The sequence below is a fragment of the Pseudomonas glycinae genome, assembly GCF_001594225.2.
GTDB lineage: Bacteria > Pseudomonadota > Gammaproteobacteria > Pseudomonadales > Pseudomonadaceae > Aquipseudomonas > Aquipseudomonas glycinae.
Window position 1 is genome coordinate 3,957,570 of the sequence record NZ_CP014205.2, and the last position, 26,025, is coordinate 3,983,594.

The 26,025-nt window shown below is 61.5% G+C and carries 25 protein-coding genes and 1 pseudogene; 11 read left to right on the plus strand and 15 right to left on the minus strand.

Features of this window, described 5'->3' with window-relative positions; translation table 11 throughout:
- Positions 1–263: 263 nt before the first annotated feature.
- The gene (locus AWU82_RS18045; RefSeq protein ID WP_064379138.1) at positions 264–1,538 is read left to right on the plus strand and encodes an Hsp70 family protein; all 1,275 of its coding nucleotides are present in this window, start codon (positions 264–266) and stop codon (positions 1,536–1,538) included.
- Between the two features lie 145 nt (positions 1,539–1,683).
- Here the strand turns inward: AWU82_RS18045 and AWU82_RS18050 are convergent, their stop codons facing one another.
- The 3 genes from AWU82_RS18050 to AWU82_RS18060 form a co-directional block, all read right to left on the minus strand.
- Positions 1,684–2,697, minus strand: a complete 1,014-nt coding sequence (locus AWU82_RS18050; protein WP_064379137.1) for an AI-2E family transporter — start codon at positions 2,695–2,697, stop codon at positions 1,684–1,686.
- A 215-nt stretch (positions 2,698–2,912) separates the two neighbouring features.
- Positions 2,913–3,218 carry a PsiF family protein gene (locus tag AWU82_RS18055; protein ID WP_064379136.1) on the minus strand — a complete coding sequence of 102 codons (306 nt, stop codon included), beginning with the start codon at positions 3,216–3,218 and terminating at the stop codon, positions 2,913–2,915.
- Between the two features lie 63 nt (positions 3,219–3,281).
- On the minus strand, positions 3,282–4,076 hold the full coding sequence (locus AWU82_RS18060; protein WP_064379135.1) for an AraC family transcriptional regulator: 795 nt from the start codon (positions 4,074–4,076) through the stop codon (positions 3,282–3,284).
- A gap of 98 nt (positions 4,077–4,174) precedes the next feature.
- Here AWU82_RS18060 and AWU82_RS18065 point away from each other — a divergent pair, with 98 nt between their 5' ends.
- Positions 4,175–5,062, plus strand: coding sequence for a DMT family transporter (locus AWU82_RS18065; RefSeq protein ID WP_064379134.1), 888 nt, complete (start codon positions 4,175–4,177; stop codon positions 5,060–5,062).
- A gap of 120 nt (positions 5,063–5,182) precedes the next feature.
- Here AWU82_RS18065 and AWU82_RS18070 read toward each other — a convergent pair whose 3' ends face one another.
- The 3 genes from AWU82_RS18070 to AWU82_RS18080 all read right to left on the minus strand — a co-directional run bounded on the left by AWU82_RS18070 (position 5,183) and on the right by AWU82_RS18080 (position 7,109).
- A complete protein-coding gene (locus tag AWU82_RS18070; RefSeq protein ID WP_064379133.1) occupies positions 5,183–6,073 on the minus strand; it encodes an esterase/lipase family protein in 891 nt (296 codons plus the stop codon).
- Between the two features lie 91 nt (positions 6,074–6,164).
- Positions 6,165–6,470, minus strand: a complete 306-nt coding sequence (locus AWU82_RS18075; RefSeq protein ID WP_064379132.1) for a DMT family transporter — start codon at positions 6,468–6,470, stop codon at positions 6,165–6,167.
- Positions 6,471–7,109: an FMN-dependent NADH-azoreductase gene (locus AWU82_RS18080; protein WP_064379131.1), complete on the minus strand. Its 639-nt coding sequence runs from the start codon at positions 7,107–7,109 to the stop codon at positions 6,471–6,473.
- 119 nt (positions 7,110–7,228) lie between these two features.
- Between AWU82_RS18080 and AWU82_RS18085 the strand changes: the two are divergent.
- Positions 7,229–8,198, plus strand: a pseudogene (locus AWU82_RS18085) (LysR family transcriptional regulator).
- Between the two features lie 31 nt (positions 8,199–8,229).
- Positions 8,230–8,760 carry a ferritin-like domain-containing protein gene (locus AWU82_RS18090; protein ID WP_064379129.1) on the plus strand — a complete coding sequence of 177 codons (531 nt, stop codon included), beginning with the start codon at positions 8,230–8,232 and terminating at the stop codon, positions 8,758–8,760.
- A 154-nt stretch (positions 8,761–8,914) separates the two neighbouring features.
- Here the strand turns inward: AWU82_RS18090 and AWU82_RS18095 are convergent, their stop codons facing one another.
- Positions 8,915–10,990 carry an AsmA family protein gene (locus AWU82_RS18095; protein ID WP_064379128.1) on the minus strand — a complete coding sequence of 692 codons (2,076 nt, stop codon included), beginning with the start codon at positions 10,988–10,990 and terminating at the stop codon, positions 8,915–8,917.
- Positions 10,991–11,370: 380 nt separating this feature from the next.
- Here AWU82_RS18095 and AWU82_RS18100 point away from each other — a divergent pair, with 380 nt between their 5' ends.
- The 7 genes from AWU82_RS18100 (at position 11,371) to AWU82_RS18130 (ending at position 16,561) form a co-directional block, all read left to right on the plus strand.
- The gene (locus AWU82_RS18100; RefSeq protein ID WP_064379127.1) at positions 11,371–11,835 is read left to right on the plus strand and encodes a hypothetical protein; all 465 of its coding nucleotides are present in this window, start codon (positions 11,371–11,373) and stop codon (positions 11,833–11,835) included.
- 174 nt (positions 11,836–12,009) lie between these two features.
- Complete coding sequence (locus AWU82_RS18105) at positions 12,010–12,642, plus strand: TetR family transcriptional regulator (RefSeq protein WP_007950628.1); 633 nt, start codon at positions 12,010–12,012, stop codon at positions 12,640–12,642.
- 276 nt (positions 12,643–12,918) lie between these two features.
- Complete coding sequence (ureE, locus tag AWU82_RS18110) at positions 12,919–13,419, plus strand: urease accessory protein UreE (RefSeq protein WP_064379126.1); 501 nt, start codon at positions 12,919–12,921, stop codon at positions 13,417–13,419.
- A complete protein-coding gene (locus tag AWU82_RS18115; RefSeq protein ID WP_064379125.1) occupies positions 13,416–14,090 on the plus strand; it encodes an urease accessory protein UreF in 675 nt (224 codons plus the stop codon). The genes ureE and AWU82_RS18115 overlap by 4 nt, the downstream gene beginning before the upstream one ends.
- A 22-nt stretch (positions 14,091–14,112) precedes the next feature.
- A complete protein-coding gene (gene ureG / locus AWU82_RS18120; RefSeq protein ID WP_008001031.1) occupies positions 14,113–14,727 on the plus strand; it encodes an urease accessory protein UreG in 615 nt (204 codons plus the stop codon).
- 27 nt (positions 14,728–14,754) lie between these two features.
- Positions 14,755–15,327 carry a HupE/UreJ family protein gene (locus tag AWU82_RS18125; RefSeq protein WP_064379124.1) on the plus strand — a complete coding sequence of 191 codons (573 nt, stop codon included), beginning with the start codon at positions 14,755–14,757 and terminating at the stop codon, positions 15,325–15,327.
- Between the two features lie 100 nt (positions 15,328–15,427).
- Positions 15,428–16,561 (plus strand): AGE family epimerase/isomerase, encoded by a 1,134-nt coding sequence (locus AWU82_RS18130; RefSeq protein WP_064379123.1) that lies wholly within the window; start codon positions 15,428–15,430, stop codon positions 16,559–16,561.
- Between the two features lie 30 nt (positions 16,562–16,591).
- Here AWU82_RS18130 and AWU82_RS18135 read toward each other — a convergent pair whose 3' ends face one another.
- From AWU82_RS18135 to amaA, 8 genes are all read right to left on the minus strand, one after another.
- A complete protein-coding gene (locus AWU82_RS18135; protein ID WP_064379122.1) occupies positions 16,592–17,497 on the minus strand; it encodes a cation diffusion facilitator family transporter in 906 nt (301 codons plus the stop codon).
- A 200-nt stretch (positions 17,498–17,697) separates the two neighbouring features.
- Positions 17,698–18,462, minus strand: coding sequence for an SDR family oxidoreductase (locus tag AWU82_RS18140; RefSeq protein ID WP_064379121.1), 765 nt, complete (start codon positions 18,460–18,462; stop codon positions 17,698–17,700).
- 739 nt (positions 18,463–19,201) lie between these two features.
- On the minus strand, positions 19,202–19,918 hold the full coding sequence (locus AWU82_RS18145; RefSeq protein WP_011332208.1) for an ABC transporter ATP-binding protein: 717 nt from the start codon (positions 19,916–19,918) through the stop codon (positions 19,202–19,204).
- On the minus strand, positions 19,915–20,787 hold the full coding sequence (locus AWU82_RS18150; protein ID WP_064379120.1) for an ABC transporter ATP-binding protein: 873 nt from the start codon (positions 20,785–20,787) through the stop codon (positions 19,915–19,917). The genes AWU82_RS18145 and AWU82_RS18150 overlap by 4 nt, the downstream gene beginning before the upstream one ends.
- Positions 20,784–22,085 carry a high-affinity branched-chain amino acid ABC transporter permease LivM gene (locus AWU82_RS18155; protein WP_064379119.1) on the minus strand — a complete coding sequence of 434 codons (1,302 nt, stop codon included), beginning with the start codon at positions 22,083–22,085 and terminating at the stop codon, positions 20,784–20,786. The genes AWU82_RS18150 and AWU82_RS18155 overlap by 4 nt, the downstream gene beginning before the upstream one ends.
- Before the next feature lie 3 nt (positions 22,086–22,088).
- On the minus strand, positions 22,089–23,003 hold the full coding sequence (locus AWU82_RS18160) for an ABC transporter permease subunit (protein WP_039766704.1): 915 nt from the start codon (positions 23,001–23,003) through the stop codon (positions 22,089–22,091).
- Positions 23,004–23,232: 229 nt separating this feature from the next.
- Positions 23,233–24,366, minus strand: coding sequence for an ABC transporter substrate-binding protein (locus tag AWU82_RS18165; RefSeq protein ID WP_011332206.1), 1,134 nt, complete (start codon positions 24,364–24,366; stop codon positions 23,233–23,235).
- Positions 24,367–24,730: 364 nt separating this feature from the next.
- A complete protein-coding gene (amaA, locus tag AWU82_RS18170; protein WP_064379118.1) occupies positions 24,731–26,014 on the minus strand; it encodes an L-pipecolate oxidase in 1,284 nt (427 codons plus the stop codon).
- Between the last annotated feature and the right edge of the window lie 11 nt (positions 26,015–26,025).

A 26,025-nucleotide genomic window follows, 5' to 3' on the forward strand; every position in this document is an offset into this window, starting at 1 on the left:
CGCCGATCCCAGCATGCGCCTATTCGCGCGTGCCGGGTTGACCGATCTCAAGTTTGTGACCGGGTGGCGCAGCAGAAGTTTATCGGCAGTGGACGGCAGTTCTTGCGACCGCCGGTATGTCTGCCGGCCCATGCCAGCAAGTTTGGGGCAAACCGCCGAGTTTCAAGCAAGCTTAGTCGTGAAATAGCAGATGACCGGCCTTCGAATCTGTCGCGCACTGACATACACTGCGCGGCCGTTTTTTTGACCGGGACCGAAAGACCATGAAAGACGCCTCTCCGGCCCGTGCCTGCGGCATCGACTTCGGCACGTCCAACTCCACCGTCGGCTGGCTGCGCCCCGGCATGGAAACGATGATCGCGCTGGAAGACGACAAGATCACCCTGCCATCGGTGGTCTTTTTCAATATCGAAGAGCGCCGTCCGGTATACGGCCGTCTGGCGCTGCACGAGTACCTGGAAGGCTACGAAGGCCGACTGATGCGCTCGCTCAAGAGCCTGCTCGGTTCCAAGCTGATCAAGCACGACACCAGCGTTCTCGGCACCGCAATGCCGTTCAAGGACCTGCTCGGGCTGTTCATCGGCCAGCTCAAGAGCCGCGCCGAAGCCTCCGCCGGTCGGGAGTTCGAGCAGGTGGTGCTGGGCCGCCCGGTGTTCTTCGTCGACGACGATCCGCTGGCCGACCAGGAAGCCGAAGACACCCTGGTGGAAGTGGCGCGCAAACTCGGTTTCAAGGACGTGTCGTTCCAGTACGAGCCGATTGCCGCAGCCTTCGACTACGAGTCGACCATCGAAAAGGAAGAACTGGTGCTGATCGTCGACATCGGCGGTGGTACCTCGGACTTCTCGCTGGTGCGCCTGTCGCCCGAGCGTCGCGGTGTGGATAACCGTCACGACGACATTCTCGCCACCGGCGGCGTGCACATCGGCGGGACCGACTTCGACAAACAGCTGAGCCTGCAAGGCCTGATGCCGCTGTTCGGCTACGGCAGCCGGATGAAAAGCGGCGCGTTCATGCCGACCAGCCACCACATGAACCTGGCAACCTGGCACACCATCAACTCGGTGTACTCGCAGAAATCGACCCTGGCCCTGGGCAGCATGCGTTACGACATCGAGGACACCGGCGGCATCGACCGTCTGTTCAAGCTGATCGAACAGCGCGCCGGCCATTGGCTGGCGATGGAAGTGGAAGAAACCAAGATCCACCTGACTCACAACGACAGTCGCCACGTTCCGCTGGATCGCATCGAGTCGGGACTGAGCGTGGAACTGACCCGGGCGTTGTTCGAGTCGGCCATCGAGTCGCAGCTCGAGCGCGTGCGCGGCAGCGTCACCCAGTTGCTGGCCGACGCCAATGTGGCGGTGGGTCAGGTCGATACGGTGTTCTTCACCGGTGGTTCGAGCGGCATTCCGGCACTGCGCAACAGCGTCTCGGCGATGCTGCCGAACGCGCGGCATGTGGAAGGGAATATCTTTGGCAGTATCGGTAGCGGCCTGGCGATCGAGGCCATGAAACGCTATGGCTCGGTGAACTGACACTGCACTGATGATCGTTCCCACGCTCTGCGTGGGAATGCCGCAATGGACGCTCTGCGTCCGCTGTTGAAGCTGTGACGCGGAGCGTCACGGGATGCATTCCCACGCAGACGGTTCGACACCTCGACGTGGGAACGATCACCTACTAAACCATCCCGCCCAGCTTCAACTCACTCTTCAGATACGCGTAATAGATCGGCCCCGCCACCACTCCCGGCAGGCCGAACGCGGCCTCGAACACCAGCATTGCCAGCAGCAACTCCCAGGACTTGGCACTGATCTGCCCGCCGACGATGCGCGCGTTGAGAAAGTATTCGAGCTTGTGGATAAAGATCAGGTAACCCAACGCCGCAATCGCCACCCAGATCGACAGCGACAGGCCGACGATAGTGATCAGCGTGTTCGACATCAGGTTGCCGATCACCGGTAGCAGACCGAGCAGGAAGGTCAGCACGATCAGGGTCTTGGTCAGCGGCAGCTTGATCCCGAACAGCGGCAGGACCACCGCCAGGAAGATCCCGGTGAAGAAGGTGTTGAGCAGGGAAATCTTGATCTGCGCGAACACGATGTTGCGAAACGCCTGAACCAGCAGGTGCAGACGGTCGAACAGTGCGGCCGCCAGCGGCTTGCGCTTGGTGACGTCCGGCACGCGCTGCAAGGCGATGATCGCGCCCAGCACCATGCCGATCAGCAAGGTCACGAACATATGCGCCGCATCTTTGCCCACCAGTTGCAGTTCGGACAAATGCTTGCTCGCCCATTCACCGATGGCCACCCGGAATTCGGCAGCGCTGGCCGGCAGGTAGGCGTCGATGAACGGCGGCAACTGTCCACGCGCACGGTCGACCACGCCCATGAATTTGTCGAGGGAAGCGCCAGGGTTTTCCGCCTCATGCAGCAGGAAACTGATGGCGCCAGCGAAGATCAGCGTCAGCACACTTACCACCAGCGTGCCCAGCAGCGCCACCGCCAGCCAGCGCGCGCGGCGGCCTTCGATCAGCCGCTGCAGTTGCGGGGTGAGCATGTTGACCAGTTCGAACACCAGCAATCCGGCCAGCAGACTGGGCAGCAAACGCAATGGCAACACCAGCAACAGACCGCCGAAAATGATGATGCAACTGATCCAGAACACTACATGACGCTCAGAAAACGTTGGCATACAGCCTCAAAACGAACGGCGTAAAAGGATTGGCAGTCTGCCAGCGATCCGAGAGGAGCACTAGGGATATGCGGGCAGACCTTTCGGGCCTCATCGCTGGCAAGCCAGCTCCCACAAGTTAAGTGTCGAACACAAATGTCGTGAACAGCCTCACTCCCTGTGGGAGCGGGCTTGCCCGCGATGGGGCCAGCACACTCACCACAAAGCTCCGGCGTTTATTTCTTCTTCAGGCAATCACTCATGAACGTCTTGCGCGCATCACCCGTCAGCGCCTTGGTCTTGGCATCGGCATTACAGGTTTTCATCTTTTCCTGCTGCGGGGTCAGTGCCTTGGCGTCGTTGGCCGCCGGGGCTGCCTTGAGGCAGGTGCTCATGAAGGCTTTGCGCTCGTCGCCCTTGAGGCTCTTGGCCGTGGCGTCGGCGTTGCAGGTGGTCATTTTGTTCTGCTGCGCCGTGGCGGCGAAACCCTGGGAGCACAGCAGCAGACCGATCATCAACAAAGGGACACGCAACATCTTCATGGAGTTTTCTCCTTGGCGCCGCCTCGATGGAGGTGGCCTCTGCTGGAGTGTAGTCAAAGCTTGTTACACCTTCCTAGCCTCAAGATGGCTGCGCCGATACTGCTCCGGGGTACATCCGGCCTGCCGGGCAAACATGGCGATGAAGGCCGAACCGCTGCTGTAGCCGAGATCGAAGGCGATTTCCTGCACACTGCGCGAACTTTCCAGCGCCTCGATGGCCACGAGATACCGCAGGCGCTGACGCCACTCGCCGAAACTCATCCCCAGCTCCCGCACGAACTGCCGGGCCAGAGTGCGCTCGCTGACATGCACCTGCGCCGCCCAGTGCGCCAGCGGCTGATTGTTGCCGGGCTCGGCCTGCAGGGTTTCGAGGATGGTCAGCAATCCGGGGCTGCTGGCGTAAGGCAAATAGCATTGATGAACCGGCGCCTGGCGCAGTTGATCCACCAATACCTGGGCCAGGCGCTGGTCGGCTTCGAACGCCGGGATCTTCACATCACGGGCGGCGAAGTCCTTGAGGATCGCCTTGAGAATGTCGCTGATCGCCAGGATGCAGGCCTGCGCCGGCAAATCGGAACAGACCTCCGGCGCCAGGCACACCGCCCGATAATTGACCGGCTGATGACTGTAGAAACTGTGCTCGACCTGCGGCGGCACCCACACCGCGTATTGCGGCGGCGACATGAAGCGGCTGCCATCGACATCCATATGCAGCACGCCGTGGGCCGCGTATTCCAGCGTGCCCCACGGATGGCGATGCGGCGCGGCGTATTCATGAGCGTTGAAGTCGGCATAGCGGAAATACACCGCCGACGGCAGTTCGCTGAAATCCAGCAGATCGATGTGTTTACTGTTCATGCTGTCCGGAATCAGGGGCGGGTTGTCCGGTTCGCAGTATAGGCCTGCATCCAGACAGGGGATAATCACCGTTCATCAACGTTCTGGTTTCTCCTCTCATGCAATACGCGTTTCCCCTGCTGGCGATTTTCATCTGGGCCGGCAACACCGTGATCAACAAGCTTGCGGTCGGTGCGATCTTCCCCGCCGAGATCGGCTTCTACCGCTGGCTGCTCGCCGGCGTGCTGTTCACGCCGTTCATGCTCAAAAAAGTAATTGCGCACTGGCCGCAGATCCGCCCGAACCTGGGCAAGATTTTCATCCTCGGCGTGCTCGGCATGGCGGTCTATCAGAGCCTGGCCTACTTCGCCGCGACCCTGACCAGCGCCACCAACATGGGCATCATCCTGTCGCTGATGCCGTTGATGTCGCTGGCCATGGCGATCATCAGCCTCGGCCAGCGCCTGACCGCCGGTGCGCTGGTCGGTGCGGTGCTGTCGTTCGCCGGTGTGCTGGTGGTAGTGTCGTCCGGCAGCCTCGGCGCGTTGCTGCAACACGGGGTGAACCTGGGTGACGCGATGATGCTGATCGCCACCCTCGCCTATGCGATCTACAGCACCCTGCTGAAAAAATGGCAGCTGCGCCTGCCGCCGCTGGTGTTGCTGTATTTGCAGGTGCTGGTGGCGGTGGTGGTGCTGTTTCCGCTGTACGCCGTGTCGCCGAAAACCGGCCTGACCCTGCAGAACATTCCGCTGGTGCTGTACGCGTGCCTGCTGGCCTCGATGCTCGCGCCGCTGGCGTGGATGCAGGCCGTACAGCGCCTGGGCCCGAGCCGGACCACGCTGTTCTTCAACCTGCTGCCGCTGATCACCGCGCTGATTGCTGCGGTAGTGCTGAAGGAACAACTGGCGATGTATCACCTGGTCGGTGGTTTGCTGACCTTGGGCGGGGTGATTCTTTCCGAGCGCTGGACGACGGTGCTCGGCCGCAAACTCAGCGTCGCCTGATCTGGCCTCTTCGCTGGCAAGCCAGCTCCCACAGGGCTGGGGTCGTACATACATCTTGTGGACGCCCGAATCACTGTGGGAGCTGGCTTGCCAGCGATGAACGATAACGTGGTCTGCCTGCTAAACCCCGGCAGCCTTGAGGCGCGCCGCATGCTCGACAAACAGCCGCACCGGGTCCGCGCCTTTGCCGACCAGTCCCAGCGACTGGTTGACGATGTCGAAGTGATCCATCGGGTAGTCATCGCCGATGACCGTGCCCAGGTGCGAGCTGTAGCGTCCGACCATGCCGTCGCACTGCCCCGGCTCGCGCACGAAGGTTTTGGCGAACAACCGGCAACTGCGGTTGGTGCCGTCAAACAGGTTGCCACCACGGTCTGTTTTACCCGGCTGCAAGGTGCCGGACCACGAGTAATACCGCACGCCGTTGACCTCTTCCGGCCCCTGCCCGCCCCAGGTTTGCGGCAGGCCCTGTGGATAACGCTGGTTGAACAGCGCCACGCCTTCGGTGGTCAGGGAATGATGCGAGGCGTGGATATCCACCGGCAGTTTCGGCCCGTGGTAGCCGGTTTCCAGCAGCGCCATCAGCCAGCCGACAGAGCGTAACAGCGCCTCAAGAATGCGACCCTTCGCGCTGTCCGCCGGATAGTGTTTCGCCAGATAGTCGGCCAATTCCGAACCGTGATTGGGCCCGGCCACCGACGTTACCGAGGCCACCAGATCCGGACGCTTGGCCGCCGCGTAACGCGCCGTCAGCGAGCCCTGGCTATGGCCGAACAGATTGACCTTGGCGGCGCCGGTCTCGCGGAGGATTTCATCGATGCGCGTCAGCAACTGCTCGCCGCGCACTTCGGTGGAATTGAGCGGCGACACCTGCACCGCAATCACCGTCGCACCACCCCGGCGCAACGCTTTGATGATCCCGTACCAGTACGGGTACAGCACCAGACGGATGAAACCGAGCATTCCCGGCACCAGCACCAGTGGATAACGTGTGGCCGAATCTTGCGACATGGGCAAACATCCTTGTGGTCGGTAAGTGGATGCAGGGCGTGCAAAACGCCCGCCAAGCATCCGCCTCGATGATGACAACTCCACGACCAGCCTACTTCAGCCCCACCACCCCCGCCACAATCAGCCCCACCGACAGCAACTTCACCAGCGTCAGGCTCTCGCCCAGCAGCGCGAAACCGAGAAACACCGTGCCGAGCGAGCCGATGGCGGTCCAGATCGGATAGGCGATGCTCACCGGCAACTCGCGCATCGCCAGGGTCAGGAAGTACACCCCGCCCACCGCCGCAATCACGGTGATCAGCGACGGCCAGAGCCGGGTGAAGCCCTCGGCGTACTTCATGCCCATGGCGAAGGTGACTTCGAACCCGGCGGCAATCAGCAGAAACAGCCAGGCCACCTAGAACGCCCGGGCCAGGTCGAGCAAGCGCTGCTCGGCCTCGGCCACCGACACCGCGAAGGTGCGCTCGGCGGATTCCTCGCCCTCGGCCGCGACCACCGTGACGTCGTTGATGCCGATGAACCCCAACGCCGTGCGCAGCCATGGATCGGCGTGGTTCAGTGCCTCCAGCTCGCCGCCCGGGCCGAAACCGAAGCCGCCACGACTGGTGACGATCAGCGCTTTTTTGCCGTGCAGCAGCGGCGTGTATTGGGCGATGCCGTTGTCCAGGGTGTGGTCGAACGTCAGGCCCAACCGGACGATCTGATCGACCCAGGCCTTGAGGCCGCTGGGCACATTGAAGTTGTACATCGGCGTGGAAATCAGCAGCAGGTCGTGATCGAGCAGCTCGCCCACCATTTGATCGCTGAGCGCCAGATCGGCCTGCATCGTCAGCGGTCGTGCTTCGGGCTCCGGGTAAAACGCCGCCGCGACAAACGCTTCATTCACCGCCGGAATCAGCGCCCGCCCGACTTCACGGCGAGTAACCTGAGCCTGTGGATGACGGACTTGCCAGGCGCTGAGAAAGGTTTCTGCCAGACGCCGCGAATGGGAACGCTCACCGCGAGGGCTGGCATGGATCACAAGAATCTTGCTCATCTGAATCTCCTTGGGACTAGACTTGAGTGACGGTGTGGCGCCAGATTGCAGGCATCACCTCATCGCCTCAAATGAGCAAAAATCAGTCGGGATGAATTGATTTCATCCGTGGAGTTTCCATGTTCGCTTCATTGCCGCTGACCGCCCTGCGCGCGTTCGAATCCGCCTCCCGCCTGCTGAGTTTCAAGGCAGCCGCCGAAGAGCTGGCGGTGACGCCAACGGCGATTTCCCATCAGATCCGCTCGCTGGAGGATTGGCTCGGCGTGGCGCTGTTCGAACGCCTGCCGCGTCAGGTGCGCCTGACCGAGGGTGGCGAGCGGCTGTTCCGCAGCCTGCACGGCGCATTTCTGGAGGTGGCGCAAAGCGTCGACACCCTGCGCCCGCAACGCAGCGGCAGCAGCCTGACGCTGTCGACCACCGCCGCGTTCGCCGCGCTGTGGCTGGTGCCGCGACTGGGGCGGTTTTATGCGAAGCATCCGAACATCAATGTGCGCCTGGACACCCATTGCGAAGTCATCGACCTGCATCAGGACGCCAGCGTCGATCTGGTGCTGCGCTACAGCCTCGACGATTACCCGAACCTCTACGGGTTGTGCCTGTTCGATGAGTCGTTCGGCGTGTATGGCTCGCCGGAGCAGGTGGCGCTGGCCGCCCGCCGTACCCCGGCGCTGATCAGCGTGCATTGGCACAATTCGAAGCTCTACGCCCACGGCTGGGAGGCCTGGTGCGCGCAGTCGGGCGAGAACTGGCTGAATCAGCACCCGGCCGTCCGCGAATACGATGAAGAGCATTACGCCCTGCAAGCGGCCATCGCCGGACAGGGGCTGGTGCTGGCGAGCAACATCCTGGTGTCGCAAAGCGTCGCCAGCGGTTTGCTGGTGCCTTACAAGAGTGAAGTGCAGGTGGATGGCGCCGGTTACAGCGCACTTTGCGTACCGGGTCGAGAGCGCCATCCGCCGGTAAAAGCGTTTTTTGCCTGGCTGCGCGAAGAGGCACAGCTTTCCGGGCATGTGCCGCGCTGAATCCGACAAAACTTTTTGCAGCTCTCATCACTCACAAGCAAGTAACGATCACGTCAGCAGAACGTGACGCCAATCGGATTAGCCTCCAGGAGACTGAAATGAGTGACCTGCATTTGTCTGATGTTCAAACCCTGCGCGAACGCGCCCGCCAGCATGTGGAAAATGGCGCGGTGACCGAAAGCTACAGCGCCAACCGTGAAGAAGTGCTGCGCCTGCTCAACGAATCGCTGGCCACCGAACTGGTCTGCGTCTTGCGCTACAAGCGCCACTACTTCATGGCCAACGGCCTGAAAGCCAACGTCGCCGCCGACGAGTTCCTCGAGCACGCCACTCAGGAAGCCGAACACGCCGACCGTCTCGCCGAACGCATTGTGCAACTGGGCGGCGAGCCCGAGTTCAACCCGGACTTGCTGTCGAAGATGTCCCACGCGCAATACGTGGCCGGCAACACCTTGAAGGAAATGGTCTACGAAGACCTGGTGGCCGAGCGGATCGCCATCGACAGCTACCGCGAGATCATCCAGTACATCGGTGAAAAGGACCCGACCACGCGCCGGATCTTCGAAGACATCCTGGCTCAGGAAGAAGAGCATGCCGATGACATGGCGGACATCCTGAAAGACCTCTAATCCCCGCTCCCCCGCTGACCGATCGTTCCCACGCTCTGCGTGGGAATGCATCCCGGGACGCTCCGCGTCCCAAGAGCAGACGCAGAGCGTCCATGGCGGCGTTCCCACGCAGACGGTTCGACGCCTCGACGTGGGAACGATCGGGTTGCTGCGATTACTTGGTCGGTTTGACAGTCGCTGGCGCCTTGCCCGCCTTCATCTGCTCCAGCAACGGCGCGCACTGATTCGGCTCGCCACCACTCGGCGCCACCAGCGCCAGCAGCCCCGCCGCCGGCGCAGCGATCACGCCCAGCGCCACCATCCCCGCCCCGCGCAACATCAACGGCACCGCTTTCACCCCCGCATCCGGCTTGATGAACTTGCCCCGTACATACAACGGAGAGCGCAGGGAAATCAGGCGCCAGCCCTTGGATTCCGGCGTCACCGTCAGGTCCAGTTGCTCGGTGGCCATGTTCGCTGTGCCGTCGATGTAGATGATTGCGTTCTCGGTATCGAACACAAACAGTCTTGTCGTCGCCAGACCGGTCTTGATATCGAAGTCCGCCGCCGCGCAATTGATCTTCACTTCCTTGTCGCCAAAGATCTTGCCGACCACGTAGTTACCGACGTTGAGCCCGGCCAGCTCCATCAACTCACGACTGATGGCGCCGTCGTTGATCAGCATCTTCAGGTTGCCGTTGGCGCCGCCCAGCAGCTTGGCTACCGAGTTGCCGCGACCGGCGATGTCGGCATCGCCGTTGAGCTCGCCGAAACTGGTCTTCATCGGTTCGAAGGTCGGGAACAGCTGTTTGAGCTTGAACTTGCGCGCGGTCAGTTTCGCTCGACCTTCCAGCGGCTCGGTACGACCGTTGAGGCGAATCTGCGCGTCGAGATTGCCGCCGGCCACACCGAAGCGCAGTGGCTCCAGACTCAGTTCGCCGTCGTTGAGTTTCAGGTGGGTATAGAGGTCGGTGAACGGCAGTTCTTCGCTGTGGACGATGCGCTTGCCGGTGAATTCGACGTCGGCGTCCATGTCGCGCCAGCGCTCGGTCTTGAACTCTTCCACCGGCAGCACTTTGTCTGCCGGCTGTTTGCTTTCGCCGCCACGGGCCTTTTGCTTGGCATTGGAGTCGGCACCGATCAGCGGCGCGAGGTCGGCAAACAACAGTTGATTGGACAGCAGCGCGCCACTCAGCTTGGGCCGAGGCTGGCTGGCGACGTAAGCCAGATCGCCATGGATGTCGCTGCTGCCGATCTTGCCGTTGAACTGGTCGTAGCGGAACTGCGCGCCGCCCGGCTCATGCAGCTTGGCGATCAAGTGACCGTCGGTGGCGTACGGCGGGGTGTCCGGCAGGGTCACGCCGGTCAGCGGATACAGGTTGCCAAGGCTGGCACCCGCCAGTTTCAGGCGCAGATCGAGCGCACCAAGATTCAGCGGATCGGTCAGGGTGCCGGCGAGTTCGACGCTGGTATCGCCGATCTTCGCCTGGGCCTGCAACGGGAACGGTTTGCTCGCGTCCTGCAGCGCCAGCAGGCCGCCGATCTTGCCCTGGCCGGCGAGTTTCTGGCCGTGGTATTGGCCGGTGACTTTCAGGCCGAAGGCGTAATCCTGCGGTGCGCCGCCCTTGTCCTGCGCGGTTTTTGCGGCTTTGTCGCCGACGATGTCGCTGAACGGAATCGGCTTGCCCAGCGGATCGATCAGCAGATCGAGGTTGGTCTTGAGGGTCTGGTCATCCAGAGTGACGTGGCCCTTGTCGAAGCCGATGGCACCGATGTCGACCACCCAGTTCGAGGGCTCGGCGTTCGGGTCCTCGGGATCGAACTTGAAGGTCCAGTTGGCGCGGCCATCGGCCAAACGCTGCAATTGCGCGTTGGGTTCGGTCAGGTCGATACGCGGGATTGTCACCCGTTGCGCCAGCAAGGCCAGTGGCGAAATGCGCAGCTCGACCCGTTTGAGGGTGACCATCTGCGGCTGCTTCGACCAGTCGGGGTTGCCCAGCGTCAGGTCTTCGGCCACCACGTGCGGCCACGGCACCCACGCGCACCAGCCGCCCTCGTCGAGTTCACGCCGCCAGACCACCGACAGGTTGCCGTTGATGGCGAACGGTCGATGCAACTCTTCCGAGACTTTGGCGTTGAGCGGCGGTTTAATCCGGTTCCAGTCGAAGAACACGATGATCAGCACCAGCACTGCCAGAAGCAGCACAAGGGTGGCGAAGGTCCAGGCGAAGATTTTACGGGTGCGCGTCATGCACAAAGCTCCTGAAGACGACTGCATCCATTGGCACGACGCAGCTGAAACGGCAGGCCATGATGGCCCTCATGAAATCTGTGACTGACAAACAGTCCGCAGGTTTAATCCAAAGCCCCGTCGAGGGGAAAAACGGTCGCCATTCTGACCGATCGGTCGAGTTGGCGTTACCGGGCCCGCACATTTGCGGAGCGCAAGTGGGTGGAAAATACCCACTCCAGTGCAAAACCGCCCGCCTGAAACGCCCGAGCTAGAGCCTCCCGAGCGAACAATCAATTCTGTTGATTATTACCATTGTGTTTATGAACTTTTATATCGACTTATCGAGAGTAGCATTGCCCTCGTACCCACTTTATCGCCCTCCCAAGGAGCAACCCATCATGAAACGCCAACTTCTGTTCAGTCTTACCCTCTCGATGCTGGCCAGCACCGCTTTCGCCCTGCCAGCTGCTGATCAAGCGACTCCGCAAGTCAAAACCAGCCACTCGGTGTTCAGCCAGACTGTTGCCGCTGATGGCTCGGACCGCACTCCACAAGGCCAGACCCTGGCTGAAAACGGTCGTAACCGCCTGGAAGAAAAAGGCCTGGTTCAAGATGGCTATGACAAAACCCCACAAGGTCAAACCGTAGCTGAAGGCGGCCGTGATCGTCTGGAAGAGAAAGGTCTGGTTCAAGACGGTTCGGATCGCACCCCACAGGGCCAAACCCTGGCATCTGACGGCGGCGACCGTACCCCACAAGGCCAGACTCTGGCTTCTGACGGCGGCGACCGCACCCCACAAGGTCAAACCCTGGCCGAAGGTGGTGGTGACCGTGTAATCGAACGCAACAGCGCTTTGAGCTAAGCCCATGGCGGCCTGGAAAAAAAGCCCAATCCCCGGATTGGGCTTTTGACTTTTCATAAGCCGGTATAAAGAAGTCGCGATTTCCCTGCTCCATCTCCCCCGCTGCCGTTCGACGCCGACAAAGCCGATTTGCTAGAGTGCGGCGCTTGTCTTGCCTAAGAACACACCCTTGCGATGCTGCCCCGCGCCGAACAGAAACAACAGACCCGCAACGCCCTGATGGACGCTGCCCGCCACTTGATGGAAAGCGGCCGAGGATTCGGCAGCCTGAGCCTGCGTGAAGTGACGAAAACCGCCGGCATCGTGCCCACCGGTTTCTACCGGCATTTCGCCGACATGGACGAACTCGGCCTGGTGCTGGTCAGCGAAGTCGGCCAGACCTTCCGCGAAACCATCCGCCTGGTGCGCCACAACGAATTCGTCATGGGCGGCATCATTGATGCGTCGGTGCGGATTTTTCTCGACGTGGTCAGCGCCAACCGTTCGCAATTCCTGTTTCTGGCCCGCGAGCAGTACGGCGGATCGTTGCCGGTGCGTCAGGCCATTGGCCGCTTGCGTGAGGACATCAGCTCCGACCTGGCGGCGGACCTGGCCCTGATGCCCAAGCTCCAGCACCTCAATCGCGAGGGTCTGAGCGTGATGGCCGACCTGATCGTCAAATCGGTGTTCGCCACCCTGCCGGACATCATCGACCCGCCCGCCGAAGCCCTGCCCGAGCATCTGACGCCCCAGGCGAAAATCACCCAGCAACTGCGCTTCATCTTTATCGGGTTGAAGCACTGGCAAGGGCTCGGCAGTACCGAATAATTCCTCTCCAGCCCCAATCCCCCGTGGGAGCGAGCTTGCTCGCGATAGCGGTGTGTCAGTCAACTCTATATGACTGGGCGGACGCCATCGCGAGCAAGCTCGCTCCCACACTGGCTCCTGTTTGGTGCATGTAAAAAACTTCATGCACCAAAACACCCCACAATCCTGCAACATCTTGAAACATCCACTAGTCTCCGACAGGGATTTCCTACGTCTTGTCCGATTGGCAAGCCCCTTGCTCTAGCCTGAGCATTGTCCACTGCTGGAAGCTTTCCGATGCTGGTGATTCATCGCAGAATCGACCCCCAACCCGTCTGGGCCGCCGAGTTGCACCTGACCTTCGAAGCCAGGAGCAAAAGCCGCCTGCGCTGTTTCAGTGCCGAAGGCGAGGATGTCGGACTGTTTCTGGAGCGCGGTCAGCCGCCGCTGTATGACGGTGAGTGCCTGCAAGCCGAAGATGGCCGGATCGTCCGGGTCTGTGCCCGCCCCGAGCAATTGCTGCACGTCACCTGCGCCAACACCTTTGAACTGACCCGCGCCGCCTATCACCTGGGCAATCGCCATGTGGCGCTGCAAGTCGGTGACGGCTGGCTGCGGCTGCTCGACGATTACGTGCTCAAGGCGATGCTTGAACAACTCGGCGCGCAGGTCGAATCGATCGAAGCCCCGTTCCAGCCGGAACACGGCGCCTACGGTGGCGGCCATCATCATTCGCGGCACGGTGACGAAGACTTCAACTACGCGCCGAAACTCCATCAGTTCGGCGTCCGTTTGTGAACCCGGCCTGGGCGCTGCTGCGTCTGGCCAGTCCGCAACTGCCGATTGGCGGCTACAGCTACTCCCAAGGTCTGGAAATGGCTGTGGATAACGGCCGCGTCGACAGCCCGGACAGCGCCCGCCGCTGGATCAGCGATCAATTGCTGCTCAATCTTGCGCGGTTTGAAGCGCCGCTGCTGCTCGCCCATTGCCAGGCCGCCGCGGACGAACACTGGGATGAATTGCGCAAGCTCTGCGAAAACCACCGCGCCAGCCGCGAAACCCGCGAGCTGCATCTGGAGAGCCGGCAGATGGGCTATTCGTTGCAGCAACTGCTCAACGGCTTGCCCGAGCTCGATCAGGCCGCGCGGGACTTTCTCGAACACTGCGCCGAGCCGCACCTGGCCCTGTGCTGGGCTCTGGCCGGGCGCGCCTGGCAGATCAGCCCGCAGGACGCCCTCGCCGCGTGGCTGTGGAGCTGGCTGGAAAACCAGCTCGCGGTGCTGATGAAAACCCTGCCGCTGGGCCAGCAAGCCGCTCAGCGCCTGACCAGCGAACTGCTGCCGCTGCTGCAACAGGCCCAGCAGGACGCCACCCGAATCAATCCCGAACACCTCGGCAGCGCCGCGTTCGGTCTGTCCCTGGCGTGCATGGCCCATGAGCGTCAGTACAGCCGCCTGTTCCGTTCCTAGGGCCTTTTATCAGGAGAATCACATGAACACACAACCCCTGCGCGTCGGCATCGGCGGCCCGGTCGGTTCCGGCAAGACCGCGTTGACCCTGGCCCTGTGCCTGGCCCTGCGCGAACGCTACAACCTGGCCGTGGTGACCAACGACATCTACACCCGCGAGGACGCCGACTTTCTGGTGCGCAACGAAGCCCTGGCACCGGAACGCATCATCGGCGTGGAAACCGGTGGCTGCCCGCACACGGCGATCCGCGAAGACGCCTCGATCAACCTTGAAGCAGTGGATCAGCTGAACCGGCGTTTTCCGGGGCTGGACCTGATTCTGGTGGAGTCCGGCGGCGACAACCTGTCCGCGACCTTCAGCCCGGAACTGTCCGACCTGACCATCTACGTGATCGACGTGTCGGCCGGCGACAAACTCCCACGCAAGGGCGGGCCCGGCATTTGCAAATCCGACCTGCTGGTGATCAACAAGATCGACCTCGCGCCGCTGGTCGGCGCCTCGCTGGAGATGATGAACAGCGACACCCAGCGTATGCGCAACGGCAAGCCGTTCGTGTTCAGCAACCAGAAAACCGGGCAGGGCCTGGAAGAAATCATCGCCTTCATCGAACGTCAGGGTCTGCTGACTGCAGCCTGATTCACTGATCAACAAGGAAGCTTATCCATGACACTCAAACGCATTCTCGGCGCCGTCGCGCTGCTGCTGACCCCGGCCCTGGCCTTCGCTCACCCCGGCCACGGCGACTCTGGCCTGGTGGCCGGCATCAGCCACCCGATCGGTGGCCTCGACCATTTGCTGGCGATGGTGGCCGTCGGTCTGTGGGCCGCGCAGCAGCAAGGCGCCGCGCGCTGGGCGCTGCCGTGCACCTTTGTCGGCACCATGCTGATCGGCGGTTTGCTCGGCTTTGAAGGGCTGGAGCTGCCGGCGCTGGAAAGCGGGATTGCCGCCTCGGTGCTGGCGCTGGGCCTGGCGGTGGCACTGGCGGTGCGTCCGCCACTGGTGATGGCGGTGGCGGCGACGGCGCTGTTTGCGCTGTTCCATGGCGTGGCCCATGGCCTGGAGCTGCCGGACATGTCGAGTCCATGGGCGTATGCCGCCGGTTTCGTGGTCGCAACGGCTGCGCTGCATGCGGCGGGTTATGCGGTGGTTCGTTTTCTGCCTCAGGCGGCCGCGCCGCTGGTGCGACTGGCCGGAGCGGCTTCGGCGGTGACGGGCGCGTGGTTGTTGGCCGGCTGAACTGCACCTCTGATCGTTCCCGCGCATGGCGCGGGAACGATCGATCGCCACTCTCTGCTACCATGTCGCGCAATCGCCCCTGCCGTGACGACGTCCGCCCATGCCCCACGCTTCCCGCTCCACCTCCCTGCCTGAACTGACCGCCCTGTTCGGCGAAGTGCAACAGCACTTTCTGAACGTGATCGTGCCCCTCTGGCAAGGACCGGGCTGGAACGCCGACATGGCGTTGCCTTATGAGGCGCTGGACGCCGCGCATCAGCCGCTGCCACCGCAGCGCTACCGGGCGATGGCCTGCGCACGGCAGCTGTACCTGTTTTCCAGCCTGATCGGGGTTGTGGATAACGCCGAAGTTCGCGCGGCTGCGTTGTTCCGCTCCCTGCAACGGCACTTCCACGATGCCGAGCACGGCGGCTGGTTCTACAGCATAGATCCACAGGGCAAACCGCTGGATCAGCGCAAAGACCTCTACACCCACGCCTTCATCCTGTTTGCCTGCGCCCACTACTGGGAAAAATCCCGCGAGCCCCTGGTCGAATCGACCCTGAACGCCGCGCTGGAAGTCATCGGCCGGCGTTTCGCCACTGGCGACGGCCTCTACGAAGCCTGCCTCGACCGCGACTGGATCACCCTGCAAACCGGCCCGCTGCAAAACCCGCTGATGCACCTGGCCGAAGCGTTCCTGGCCACTCTGGCGGTGCGCGAAGATGCACAGGTCAAGCAAGCGCTGAGCGAGTTATGCACAGCCATGCACAAGCGCTTCGTCGATCCTCAGGCCGGTGTGCTGATGGAGAAACCGCTGGGGGCTGTGGATAACTGGTATGAGCCGGGCCACCAGTTCGAGTGGTATTTTCTGCTGGAATCCTCGCCTCTGCTCCGCGGTTCGAAACTGCATGCCGCCCTGGACTGGGCCTTCGCGTTCACCGAGCAGTACGGCGTGATGCAACCGTCCGGTGCAGTGCGGGCCATGCTCGATCTGGATATGGACGGACGCCCGAAGGATTCAACCCAGCGCATCTGGGCCCAGGCCGAATACCTGCGTGCCCTGACCTTGCGTCCGGGCAGTGAAAGCGCGGTGTTGCGCCAGTTGCAGGCGCTGCAGCAGCGCTTCCTGCATGCCGGCGGCTGGCACGAGTGCCGTGACGATCAGGGCGAGGTCAGCCGCAAGGACATGCCGTCGACCACGCCGTATCACTTGGCGACCTGCTATCGCGGCCTCGCCGACTATCTGAGCTGACGTCGTGGCGAGCCCGCGCGCTCGCACAAGTCAGGCAATCCACTTCCTGTCGCCAGTGAAGCTGATGGTCAGCCAGCGCGCCGCGTCCGGTTTGCCCAGCTTCGCGGAAATCTCCTCACGCAGCACATCCAGCTGACCGACGCTCTGCAGCCGGTAGTTCGCCGGCAACACCACATGAATCTCAATGAACCGCGCCCGCCCGTGCTTCTGCACGTAGGACACGTAGTCGTCGAAACCATGCTCGACCTTCGCAGCCTCCATTACCTCGCGCACTTGCTCATCCAGCGTGTCCGGCGCAATGCCGAGCACGTCCTGCAGCGCCGGGCCGAGGATCTTGAACGCCGGTGGCAGCATGGTCAGGGCCAGCACGATCAGGATCAGCGGGTCGACAAATTTCGCCCACTCGCCGTAACCCTGGGACTGGAGCAACAGCGCCGCAAGGAAACTGACCAGCAGGCCCACCGACAGCATCGCGTCCACCAGCCAGCTGATGTTGTCGAACTGGATCAGGCTCGACTTGAGCGTGCGATTGCGGTGCCGGACGTAGAAGAAGTAGGCGAACTCGACAACGGTGAACACCGCCGCGTAGATGATCACCAGCCCCAGTTCGATCTCACGACCGCCATTGATGATGCCGAACACACCGTTGAGAAACGCGTAGATCGCGATCAGCAGCAGGAAACTGCCCTCGATCAGCAGCACCATCGGCTCCAGGTGCCAGAAACCGAACTGGAAGCGCTGGTTGCTTTGCTTGGCGATCAGCTTCGCGGTGATCAGCATCAGGACTTTGATAAAGGTCGCGATCAGCGAAAAAAAGCCATCGAACAGGATGGACTGGGAACCCGAAACAAAACCGGTGGCGATCCCGGCGATCGACACGGCAAACATCAGGAGGGTCGATTGTTTGAGCAGCGACTGCTCACCTCGGTTACTCACTTTGACTCCTCGAAAAACCTTGAAAACCGCAGGGTGCGGTGGGGTTGTTGAGGAGTGAGTCTACCCCATGCGGGGATTTTGCCTGTTACGGCCCCATCGCGGGCAAGCCCGCTCCCACAGGTTTATCGGTGGACCGAAATCTTGGGACCGCCTCGATACCTGTGGGAGCTGGCTTGCCAGCGATTAGCCGTTACGCGGTGTCAGACCTTGTTGCGCTCGATGGCAAAACCGGCCCAGGTCTGGCTCACCGGCATCAGTTCCAGGCTGTTGATGTTGATGTGCGCCGGCGCGTTCAGCACCCAGAAGATCGTCTCGGCGATGTCCTGCGGCTGGATCGGCTCGGCACCGGCGTAGGTGGCGTCGTAACGCGCCTGATCGCCGGCGAAACGCACCAGCGAGAACTCGCTCTCGCACAGGCCCGGCTCGATGTTGCTGACGCGCACGCCAGTGCCCTGCAGGTCGCAGCGCAGGTTCAGCGAGAACTGTTTGACGAAAGCCTTGGTCGCGCCGTAAACGTGGCTGCCCGGGTACGGATAGTTGCCGGCGATGGAACCGAGGTTGATGATACCGGCGCCGCGACCGTGGGCGATCAGGCGCGGCAGCAACAGGCGAGTGCTATACATCAGGCCTTTGACGTTGGTGTCGACCATGGTGTCCCAATCGTCGAGGTCGCACTTCGGTGCAGGGTCAACGCCCAGCGCCAGCCCGGCGTTGTTGATCAGGCCACGCAGTTTGGCGAACGATGGCGGCAGATTGGCAATCGCCTCTTCCATCGCCTTGCGATCACGCACGTCCAGCACCAGACCATGCACTTCGGTCTGCTTCGACAGCTCGGCGCACAGCGCGTTGAGGCGGTCGCCACGACGACCGGTCAGCACCAGTTTCCAACCGGCCTCGGCAAAACGACGGGCACAGGCTTCACCAAAACCGGAGGTCGCGCCGGTGATAAACAGGGTGTTGGACATCGTGTTCTCCTTGCTTCGGCCGCCGGGGCAGCCCTTGGAATAGAAAATCAGCGGGCAGCATGCCCGGCCCCGCTTTAACCGGCAACCACCGGATCCTGTTCATTAATTGATCAATCTCCGCCAGGCCATACGCGCTGAGGCCTGTAGCCATATGCACGCACGTTATCCACAAGCCCTTCCACAGTTTCCGGGGGCAAGTGGTTAAGCGCAAAGCCGCGCCACACAAGGCTTTGCGGGCGATTTGCAAAGTTTTTTGCTTGACCCTGAACAACCAGTTGTGCCGGGCAGGGCATTTTGCACGACCGGCCGGTCATGGCCATGATTGCGCGAGGCCAGCAATTACGGCCCTTAGCCGAGTCTTTCCAGAGTTTAATCACAGACTTATCCACAGGATTGACCACAGCCATCCGCGCGGTTTTGCGCCCCCATAAAAAGGTTGACAAACGGGCCTTACCCTCAGCGAAAACACACTGATCAAAAAACAACCACAGCGCTGCACGCCACGGTTTAAAAGGCTTTCAGCCAGCTACACCCACGTTATTCACAGCCAGCTCCACAGCAAACGGGGACAAGTCAAAACTGTGGAAAAACAGCCATTTGCAGCGTCTATATGTCGCGCTTTGGCAGGTTGAGAATTTTGTTTTCCACAATTTCCCGAAAGTCCTGGTTTTCAGTGACCGAGCAGAAGCAAAAAAGCCCCGACACTCACGCATCGGGGCTTGTGGACAACTTCAAACGATCAGTGACCGCCGAGGTAAGCGTTACGCACCTCCTCGTTCACCAACAGTTCCTGACCGGTGCCCGTCAGGCGGATCTCGCCGTTGACCATCACGTACGCCCGGTCGGACAGTTTCAACGCATGGTTGGCATTCTGCTCGACGAGGAAAATGGTCATGCCGGTTTTCGCCAGTTCCCGCAGGGTGGCGAAGATCTGTTTCACCACGATCGGCGCCAGACCCAGACTCGGTTCGTCCAACAGCAACAGCTTGGGCCGGCTCATGAGCGCCCGGGCGATGGCGAGCATCTGCTGCTCGCCCCCGGACATGGTCATGGCCCGCTGATTACGGCGCTCTTCGAGCCGCGGGAACAGCTCGAACATGCGCTGCATGTCTTCCTTGGCGTACTTGTCGCCGATCGGAATGGTGCCCATCAGCAGGTTTTCCTCGACGGTCATGTCGGGGAACACCCGCCGCCCTTCCGGCGACTGCGCGATGCCGTTAGAGGCGATGTAGTGCGATGACTTGTGGGTAATGTCCACGCCTTGATAGAGAATCTGCCCGCCCGCCGCCCGTGGCTGGCCGAAGATCGACATCAACAGGGTGGATTTGCCGGCACCGTTGGAGCCGATCAGGCTGACGGTTTCTCCTTCGTTGATCTGCAGCGAAACGCCTTTGAGGGCCTGGATCGGGCCGTAGAACACGTCCAGATCCTTGAGTTCGAGGATGGGTTGCGTCATACGACTTCCTCTTCGTCGGCGCCCAGATAAGCAGCGATCACTTTCGGATCGTTACGGATGGCATCCGGTCCGCCCTCGGCGATGACGATGCCGTGGTCCAGCACCACGATGTGATCGGAAATGCTCATTACCATGCCCATGTCGTGTTCGATCAGCACCACGGTCAGATCGTGCTCGTCGCGCAGCAGCCGGATCATCGCGCTCAGCGCTTCGGTTTCCTGAGGGTTGAGGCCGGCGGCCGGTTCGTCGAGGCAGATGATCTGCGGCCGCGTGCACATGGCCCGGGCGATTTCCAGACGGCGCTGTTGGCCGTAGGACAGTTCACCGGCCAGACGGTTGGCGCAGTCCACCAGATCCACCACTTCCAGCCAGTAGAACGCGCAGTCCAGCGCGTCGCTTTCAGCCTTGCGGTAACCCTTGGTGTTAAGGATGCCGGCCAGCATGTTGCGGTTGACCCACATGTGCTGAGCCACCAGCAGGTTTTCCAGCACCGACATTTCCTTGAACAGGCGAATGTTCTGGAACGTCCGGGCCAGTCCTGCACGGTTCACCAGGTGGGTGCCGCCGAACATCTTGTAGTACATACGACTGAGGAACGACTTCGGCGAAACGAAATCGGTCGGTTTGAACGACTCGCCGAGCAACTGGATGACGTTGGTCTGCTTGCCGCGCACGTTGAGCTCGATCTTGCCGCCGGAGGCCTTGTAGAACCCGGTCAGGCAGTTGAACACCGTGGTCTTGCCGGCGCCGTTGGGGCCGATCAGGGCGAAGATCGAGTTGCGTTTGACCTTCAGGCTGACGTCGCTCAGGGCCTTGATGCCACCGAAGTGCATCATCAGTTTTTCAACAGAGAGTACGACTTCACTCATGGCGCAGTCCTCTCATAGTGAATGGCACCTTTGCGTGGAGTGACCCCGGTACGGCTGATGCGGATCAGCCCGCGAGGTCGCCAGATCATCATCAACACCATCAGGATGCCGAACAGCAACACGCGGTATTCGGCGAAGCCGCGCAGCAGTTCCGGGGCGACGGTCAGCACGAACGCTGCGATCACCACACCGATGGTCGAGCCCATGCCGCCGAGCACGACGATGGCGAGGATCAGCGCCGACTCGAAGAAAGTGAACGAGGTCGGGTTGACGAAGCCTTGATAGGTGGCGAAGAACACCCCCGCCAGACCGGCGGTGGATGCACCGATGGTGAACGCCGAGAGTTTGACCAGCACGTGGTTGAGGCCCATCGAGCGGCAGGCGATCTCGTCTTCACGCAGGGCTTCCCAGGCGCGGCCAACCGGCATCTTCACCAGACGATGCTTGATGTACAGCACGGCCAGTACCACCAGGAACAGCACCGCATAGATGAAGTAGTACTTCACGTCCGGGTTGTAGGCGATGCCGAAGAACTCGTGAAACGGCACCCCGCCATCCTTCGCTCGCTTGCCGAATTCCAGACCGAAGAAGGTCGGCAGTGGTGCCGGCATGCCGTTCGGGCCGCCGGTCAGGGACAGCCAGTTGTTGAGCACCAGACGAATGATTTCACCGAAGCCCAGGGTCACGATCGCCAGGTAGTCGCCGTGCAGGCGCAGCACCGGGAAACCGAGGATGCAACCGGCAAGGCCGGCGGTGATCGCCGCCAGCGGCAGCACGGTCCAGAAGCCCAGCCCGAGGTACTGATACCCGAGCGCCAGACCGTAGGCGCCGATGGCGTAGAACGCCACGTAACCCAGGTCGAGCAGGCCGGCCAGACCGACCACGATGTTCAGTCCCAGCCCCAGCAGCACGTAGATCAGTCCGAGGATGACCACACCCAGCAGGTAGGAGTTGGAGAAGAACGGCAACGCTACGGCGATGGCGATCATCAGCGGGATGATCCAGCGCAGGCGCGATTTGTAGTCCGGGGGCAGCACATGCACGCCGGAACCGGTGCTCTCGAATCCGTCGAGAATGCGCAGGCCTTTCGGGGTTTGCAGGAACAGACTGAGGGCAAAGCGGCCGGCCATGACGATGGCAATGATCCACGCCACGCGGGTCGGTTCGAGGTTGAAGCTGTAGCCGTCGAGTACCACGCCGACAATCGGCCCGAACACGATCAGGGCGATCAGTCCGGCGAGAATCGCCTCAACCAGGCTTTTTTTGACATCGATGGATTTTGCAGTGGTTGAAGACATCGCTTACACCTTCGACACAAGAGGACGGCCCAGCAGGCCCTGAGGCCGGAAGACCAGAACAAGTACGAGCAGCGAGAAGCTGAACACGTCTTTGTAGTCGGAGTTGACCAGGCCCGAGAACAGCGACTCGGAGATCCCGAGGATGATCCCGCCGAGCATGGCGCCAGGCAGCGAACCGATCCCGCCCAGTACTGCCGCAGTAAATGCCTTGATGCCGATGATGAAGCCGGCATAGAAGTCGAAGGTGCCGTAGTTCATGGTGATCAGCACGCCGGCCAACGCCGCCATGGCCGCACCGATGATGAACACGTAGGAAATGACCCGGTCGGTGTTGATGCCGAGGATCGAAGCCATTTTGCGGTCCTGCTGGGTCGCACGGCACATGCGCCCGAGCTTGGTGTACTTGATGACATAGGTCAGCAGGCCCATGCCGACGAATGCGGCCACCAGGATGAAGACTTTGGTGTAGGTCAGCTGCACGAAGCCGGTACCGACTTCGACACGCCATGCACCGGTCAGCAGCGTGGGTACGCCCTGTTGTTTGGCGCCTTGGGCGATCTGTGCGTAGTTTTGCAGAATCAGGGAGATGCCGATGGCGCTGATCAACGGTGCCAGTCGGGTGGAGTTGCGCAGGGGTTTGTAAGCGACTCGCTCGATGACCCAGCCATACACCGCCGTGATCACGATGGTGAATACCAGGGTGCCGAGCATCAGCAGCGGGAAGGATTCAATACCGAAGTAAGCCAGCAGAGCCAGACTGATTGCCGCCAGGTAAGCAGAAATCATGTAAACCTCGCCGTGGGCGAAGTTGATCATGCCGATGATGCCGTAGACCATTGTGTAGCCGATGGCGATCAGGCCATAGACCGACCCGAGGGTCAGGCCGTTGACCAGTTGCTGCAGGAAAATACCATCCATAACGCAATCTCACGCAGTGAGAACCTGCACACCCTGAGGCGCGCGGTTCTTCTAGGAAAAATACAGATTTACGTCGGAGCAATGTCAGACAGGAAACCGCAGCCCCCTTGTGGGAGCTGGCTTGCCAGCGATAGCGGTAGAACATTCAACAAAGTTGTCGACTGTCAGGCCGTCATCGCGGGCAAGCCCGCTCCCACAGGGAATGTGGCGTCCGGTTGATCAGGTGCCGTTATTTCTGTTTTTCCAGCTGGTGATATTTGCCGTCCTTGTCCCACTGGTAGACCACGTAGTCGGAGACCTTCAGGTCGCCTTTGGAATCCCAGGTCTTCTCGCCCATGACGGTCTTGACCGGGTTCTTCTTCAGCCAGGCAGCGGCCTCCTCGCCCTTGTTCGACTTGGCGCCGTTGAAGGCGGCGGCCAGGGCCTGAACCGATGCATAGGCGTACAGGGTGTAGCCTTCAGGCTCGGTGCCAGCCTTGCGGAATGCATCTACCACGGTCTTGCTGTCTGGCAGCAGGCGTGGGTCGGCACCGAAGGTCATCAGCACGCCGTCGACGAATTGCGGGCCACCGGCGGTGGTCACCAGTTCGTCGGTCACGATACCGTCATCGGACATGAACTTGACGTCTTTCAGGCCTTGTTCACGCAGTTGGCGAACCAGCGGGCCGGCTTCCGGGTGCAGGCCACCGAAGTAGACGACATCGGCACCGGCGCCACGGATCTTGGTGACGATTGTGCTGAAGTCTTTCTCGCCACGGGTCAGGCCTTCGTACAGCACCGGCTTAACGCCGCGTTTTTCCAGTTGAGCCTTGGTCGCATCGGCCAGGCCCTGACCGTAGGTGTCCTTGTCGTGCAGCACGACGACTTTCTTGCCCTTGAGCACGTCGACGATGTAATCGCCGGCAACGATGCCCTGCTGGTCGTCACGGCCGCACATACGGAACATGGCGCTCAGGCCGCGCTCGGTCACTTGTGGGTTGGTGGAACCCGGAGTGATGGCGATGATGCCGGCTTCGTCGTAGATCTCCGACGCAGGAATGGTCGAGGACGAGCAGAAGTGGCCGACCACACCGGCGACTTTCTGGTTGGTGAGGTCCTTGGCGACCGTCACCGCCTGTTTCGGCTCGCAAGCGTCATCGCCCTTGACCAGGACGATTTTCTCCCCGTTGACGCCGCCCGCCGCGTTGACCGCGTCGGCCGCCGCTTGTGCCCCTTTCATGTATTGCTCGCCAAATGCCGCGTTGGCGCCCGTCATCGGACCCGCCACACCGATTTTCACATCAGCTTGTGCAAACGCAGAAACACCCAGCGCAGTAGCCACTGCGAGGGCCAGAAAGCCTTTCTTGTAAAACGTCTGGGACATGAGGTGGTGCTCCAAGGTTTTTTTTAGTTGGCACTGCGACTTCACTTGAATGCTCAGAGCAAGGGCCGTGCCATCGGTTTTTTATTCTTCAAAAAGTCGCTGCTTTCTTGTTATTTCGACTGTTTCGTTCCCGTTTTCATTGGGCGTGCAACCGTCTAAACCGCGGAAGGTGAAACCAATTATTTTTTCAGGCGCAACCCGCACGCGCCATCATTGCAACCGCGGCGCCAAACGACGTGCAACCAGCCTGTAACAGCCCGCGTCACCGAACTGCACACTGCTGGTGCGGGACTGCTACAACCCGCACCATTACAGGCTAGTCGCTACATCGAAAAGCGCCGCTTCCGGCAACATATTTCAACACTCAGATGACGATCCGCAGGCACTGGCCCGCGTGATACAGCGAGAACCCGGCCTCGTACAGACAACTGCGCAAGCCCACCCCCGCCAGCGGCTGCATCGGGGCGAAGGGAATCGGCAATGCCTGAGGATTTCCGTTACACAGGTAATCGGCGAAGGCCTTGCCGACCACAGTGCCGGTTGTCACGCCCCGACCGTTGTAACCGGTGACGGCCACCAGTCCCGGCGCGGGCTCGAACAGGCGCATCAAATGATCGGGAGTGAACGCGATGCGCCCGGTCCAGGTGCATTCCCATTCCACAGGCTTGAGATTGGGGAAGTAATGCTGCTGCACCCGGTCGGCCCAGGCCTTGAGGAACCAGGTCGGTTTCTGATTGCCGTTGCCGAGGCTGCCCAGCAACAGACGCCCGTCCTTGTCGCGGCGGATGCTGCTCAGCACCTGGCGGGTATCCCAAGAGCCCTGCCCGCCCGGGAGGATTTCCTGAGCGGCGTCTTCGGTGAGCGGCACCGAAGCGACCTGATAGTAGTAACCGGGGAAGAAATTGCGCTTGAGTTCGGTCCAGTCGCCTTCGGTGTAGGCGTTGGAAGCGATAACCACCTGTTCGGCGAGCACCGAACCCTTCTCGGTCTGCACCGACCATTTCGGCCCCTGGCGTTCAAGACGCGCGACCGGCGAGTGATCGAACATCTGCCCGCCAAGGCTCATTACAGCGTTGGCCAGCCCGGTGACATACGCCATCGGATTGAGCGTACCGGCGCGCCGGTCGAGCAATGCGGCGGCAATCTTCTGTGTACCGGTCGCTTGTTCACAGGCCTTGCCGGTCAGCAGTTCGACCGGTGCACCGCGGCGTTTCCACTGTTCTTCGCGACTGCGCAGATCCGCCTCACCCTTGGCGTTGTGCGCCATGTGCAGGGTGCCTTCGCGGCGCAACTGGCAATCGATGCTGTATTTATCCACAAGGCTGAACACCAGCGCCGGCGCCGCACCGAGCATGCGGTTGAGCTGGCTGCCGACCGCCTCGCCGAAGCCGGCTTCGATCTCGTCCGGCGGAATCCACATCCCGGCGTTGACCAGCCCGACGTTGCGCCCGGAGCCACCATGCCCGGCGCGATGGGCTTCGAGCACGCAGACACTTTTGCCTTTCTCCAGCAGATGCAGCGCCGCCGACAACCCGGTGAACCCGGCGCCGATCACGCAGACATCGACTTTGACCTCGCCCCTGAGCGCCGTGTTATCCGGTCGTTGCGGCGTGAGTTTTTCCCACAGACATTCTTCGCGTAACGGCATTGCCAAGCTCC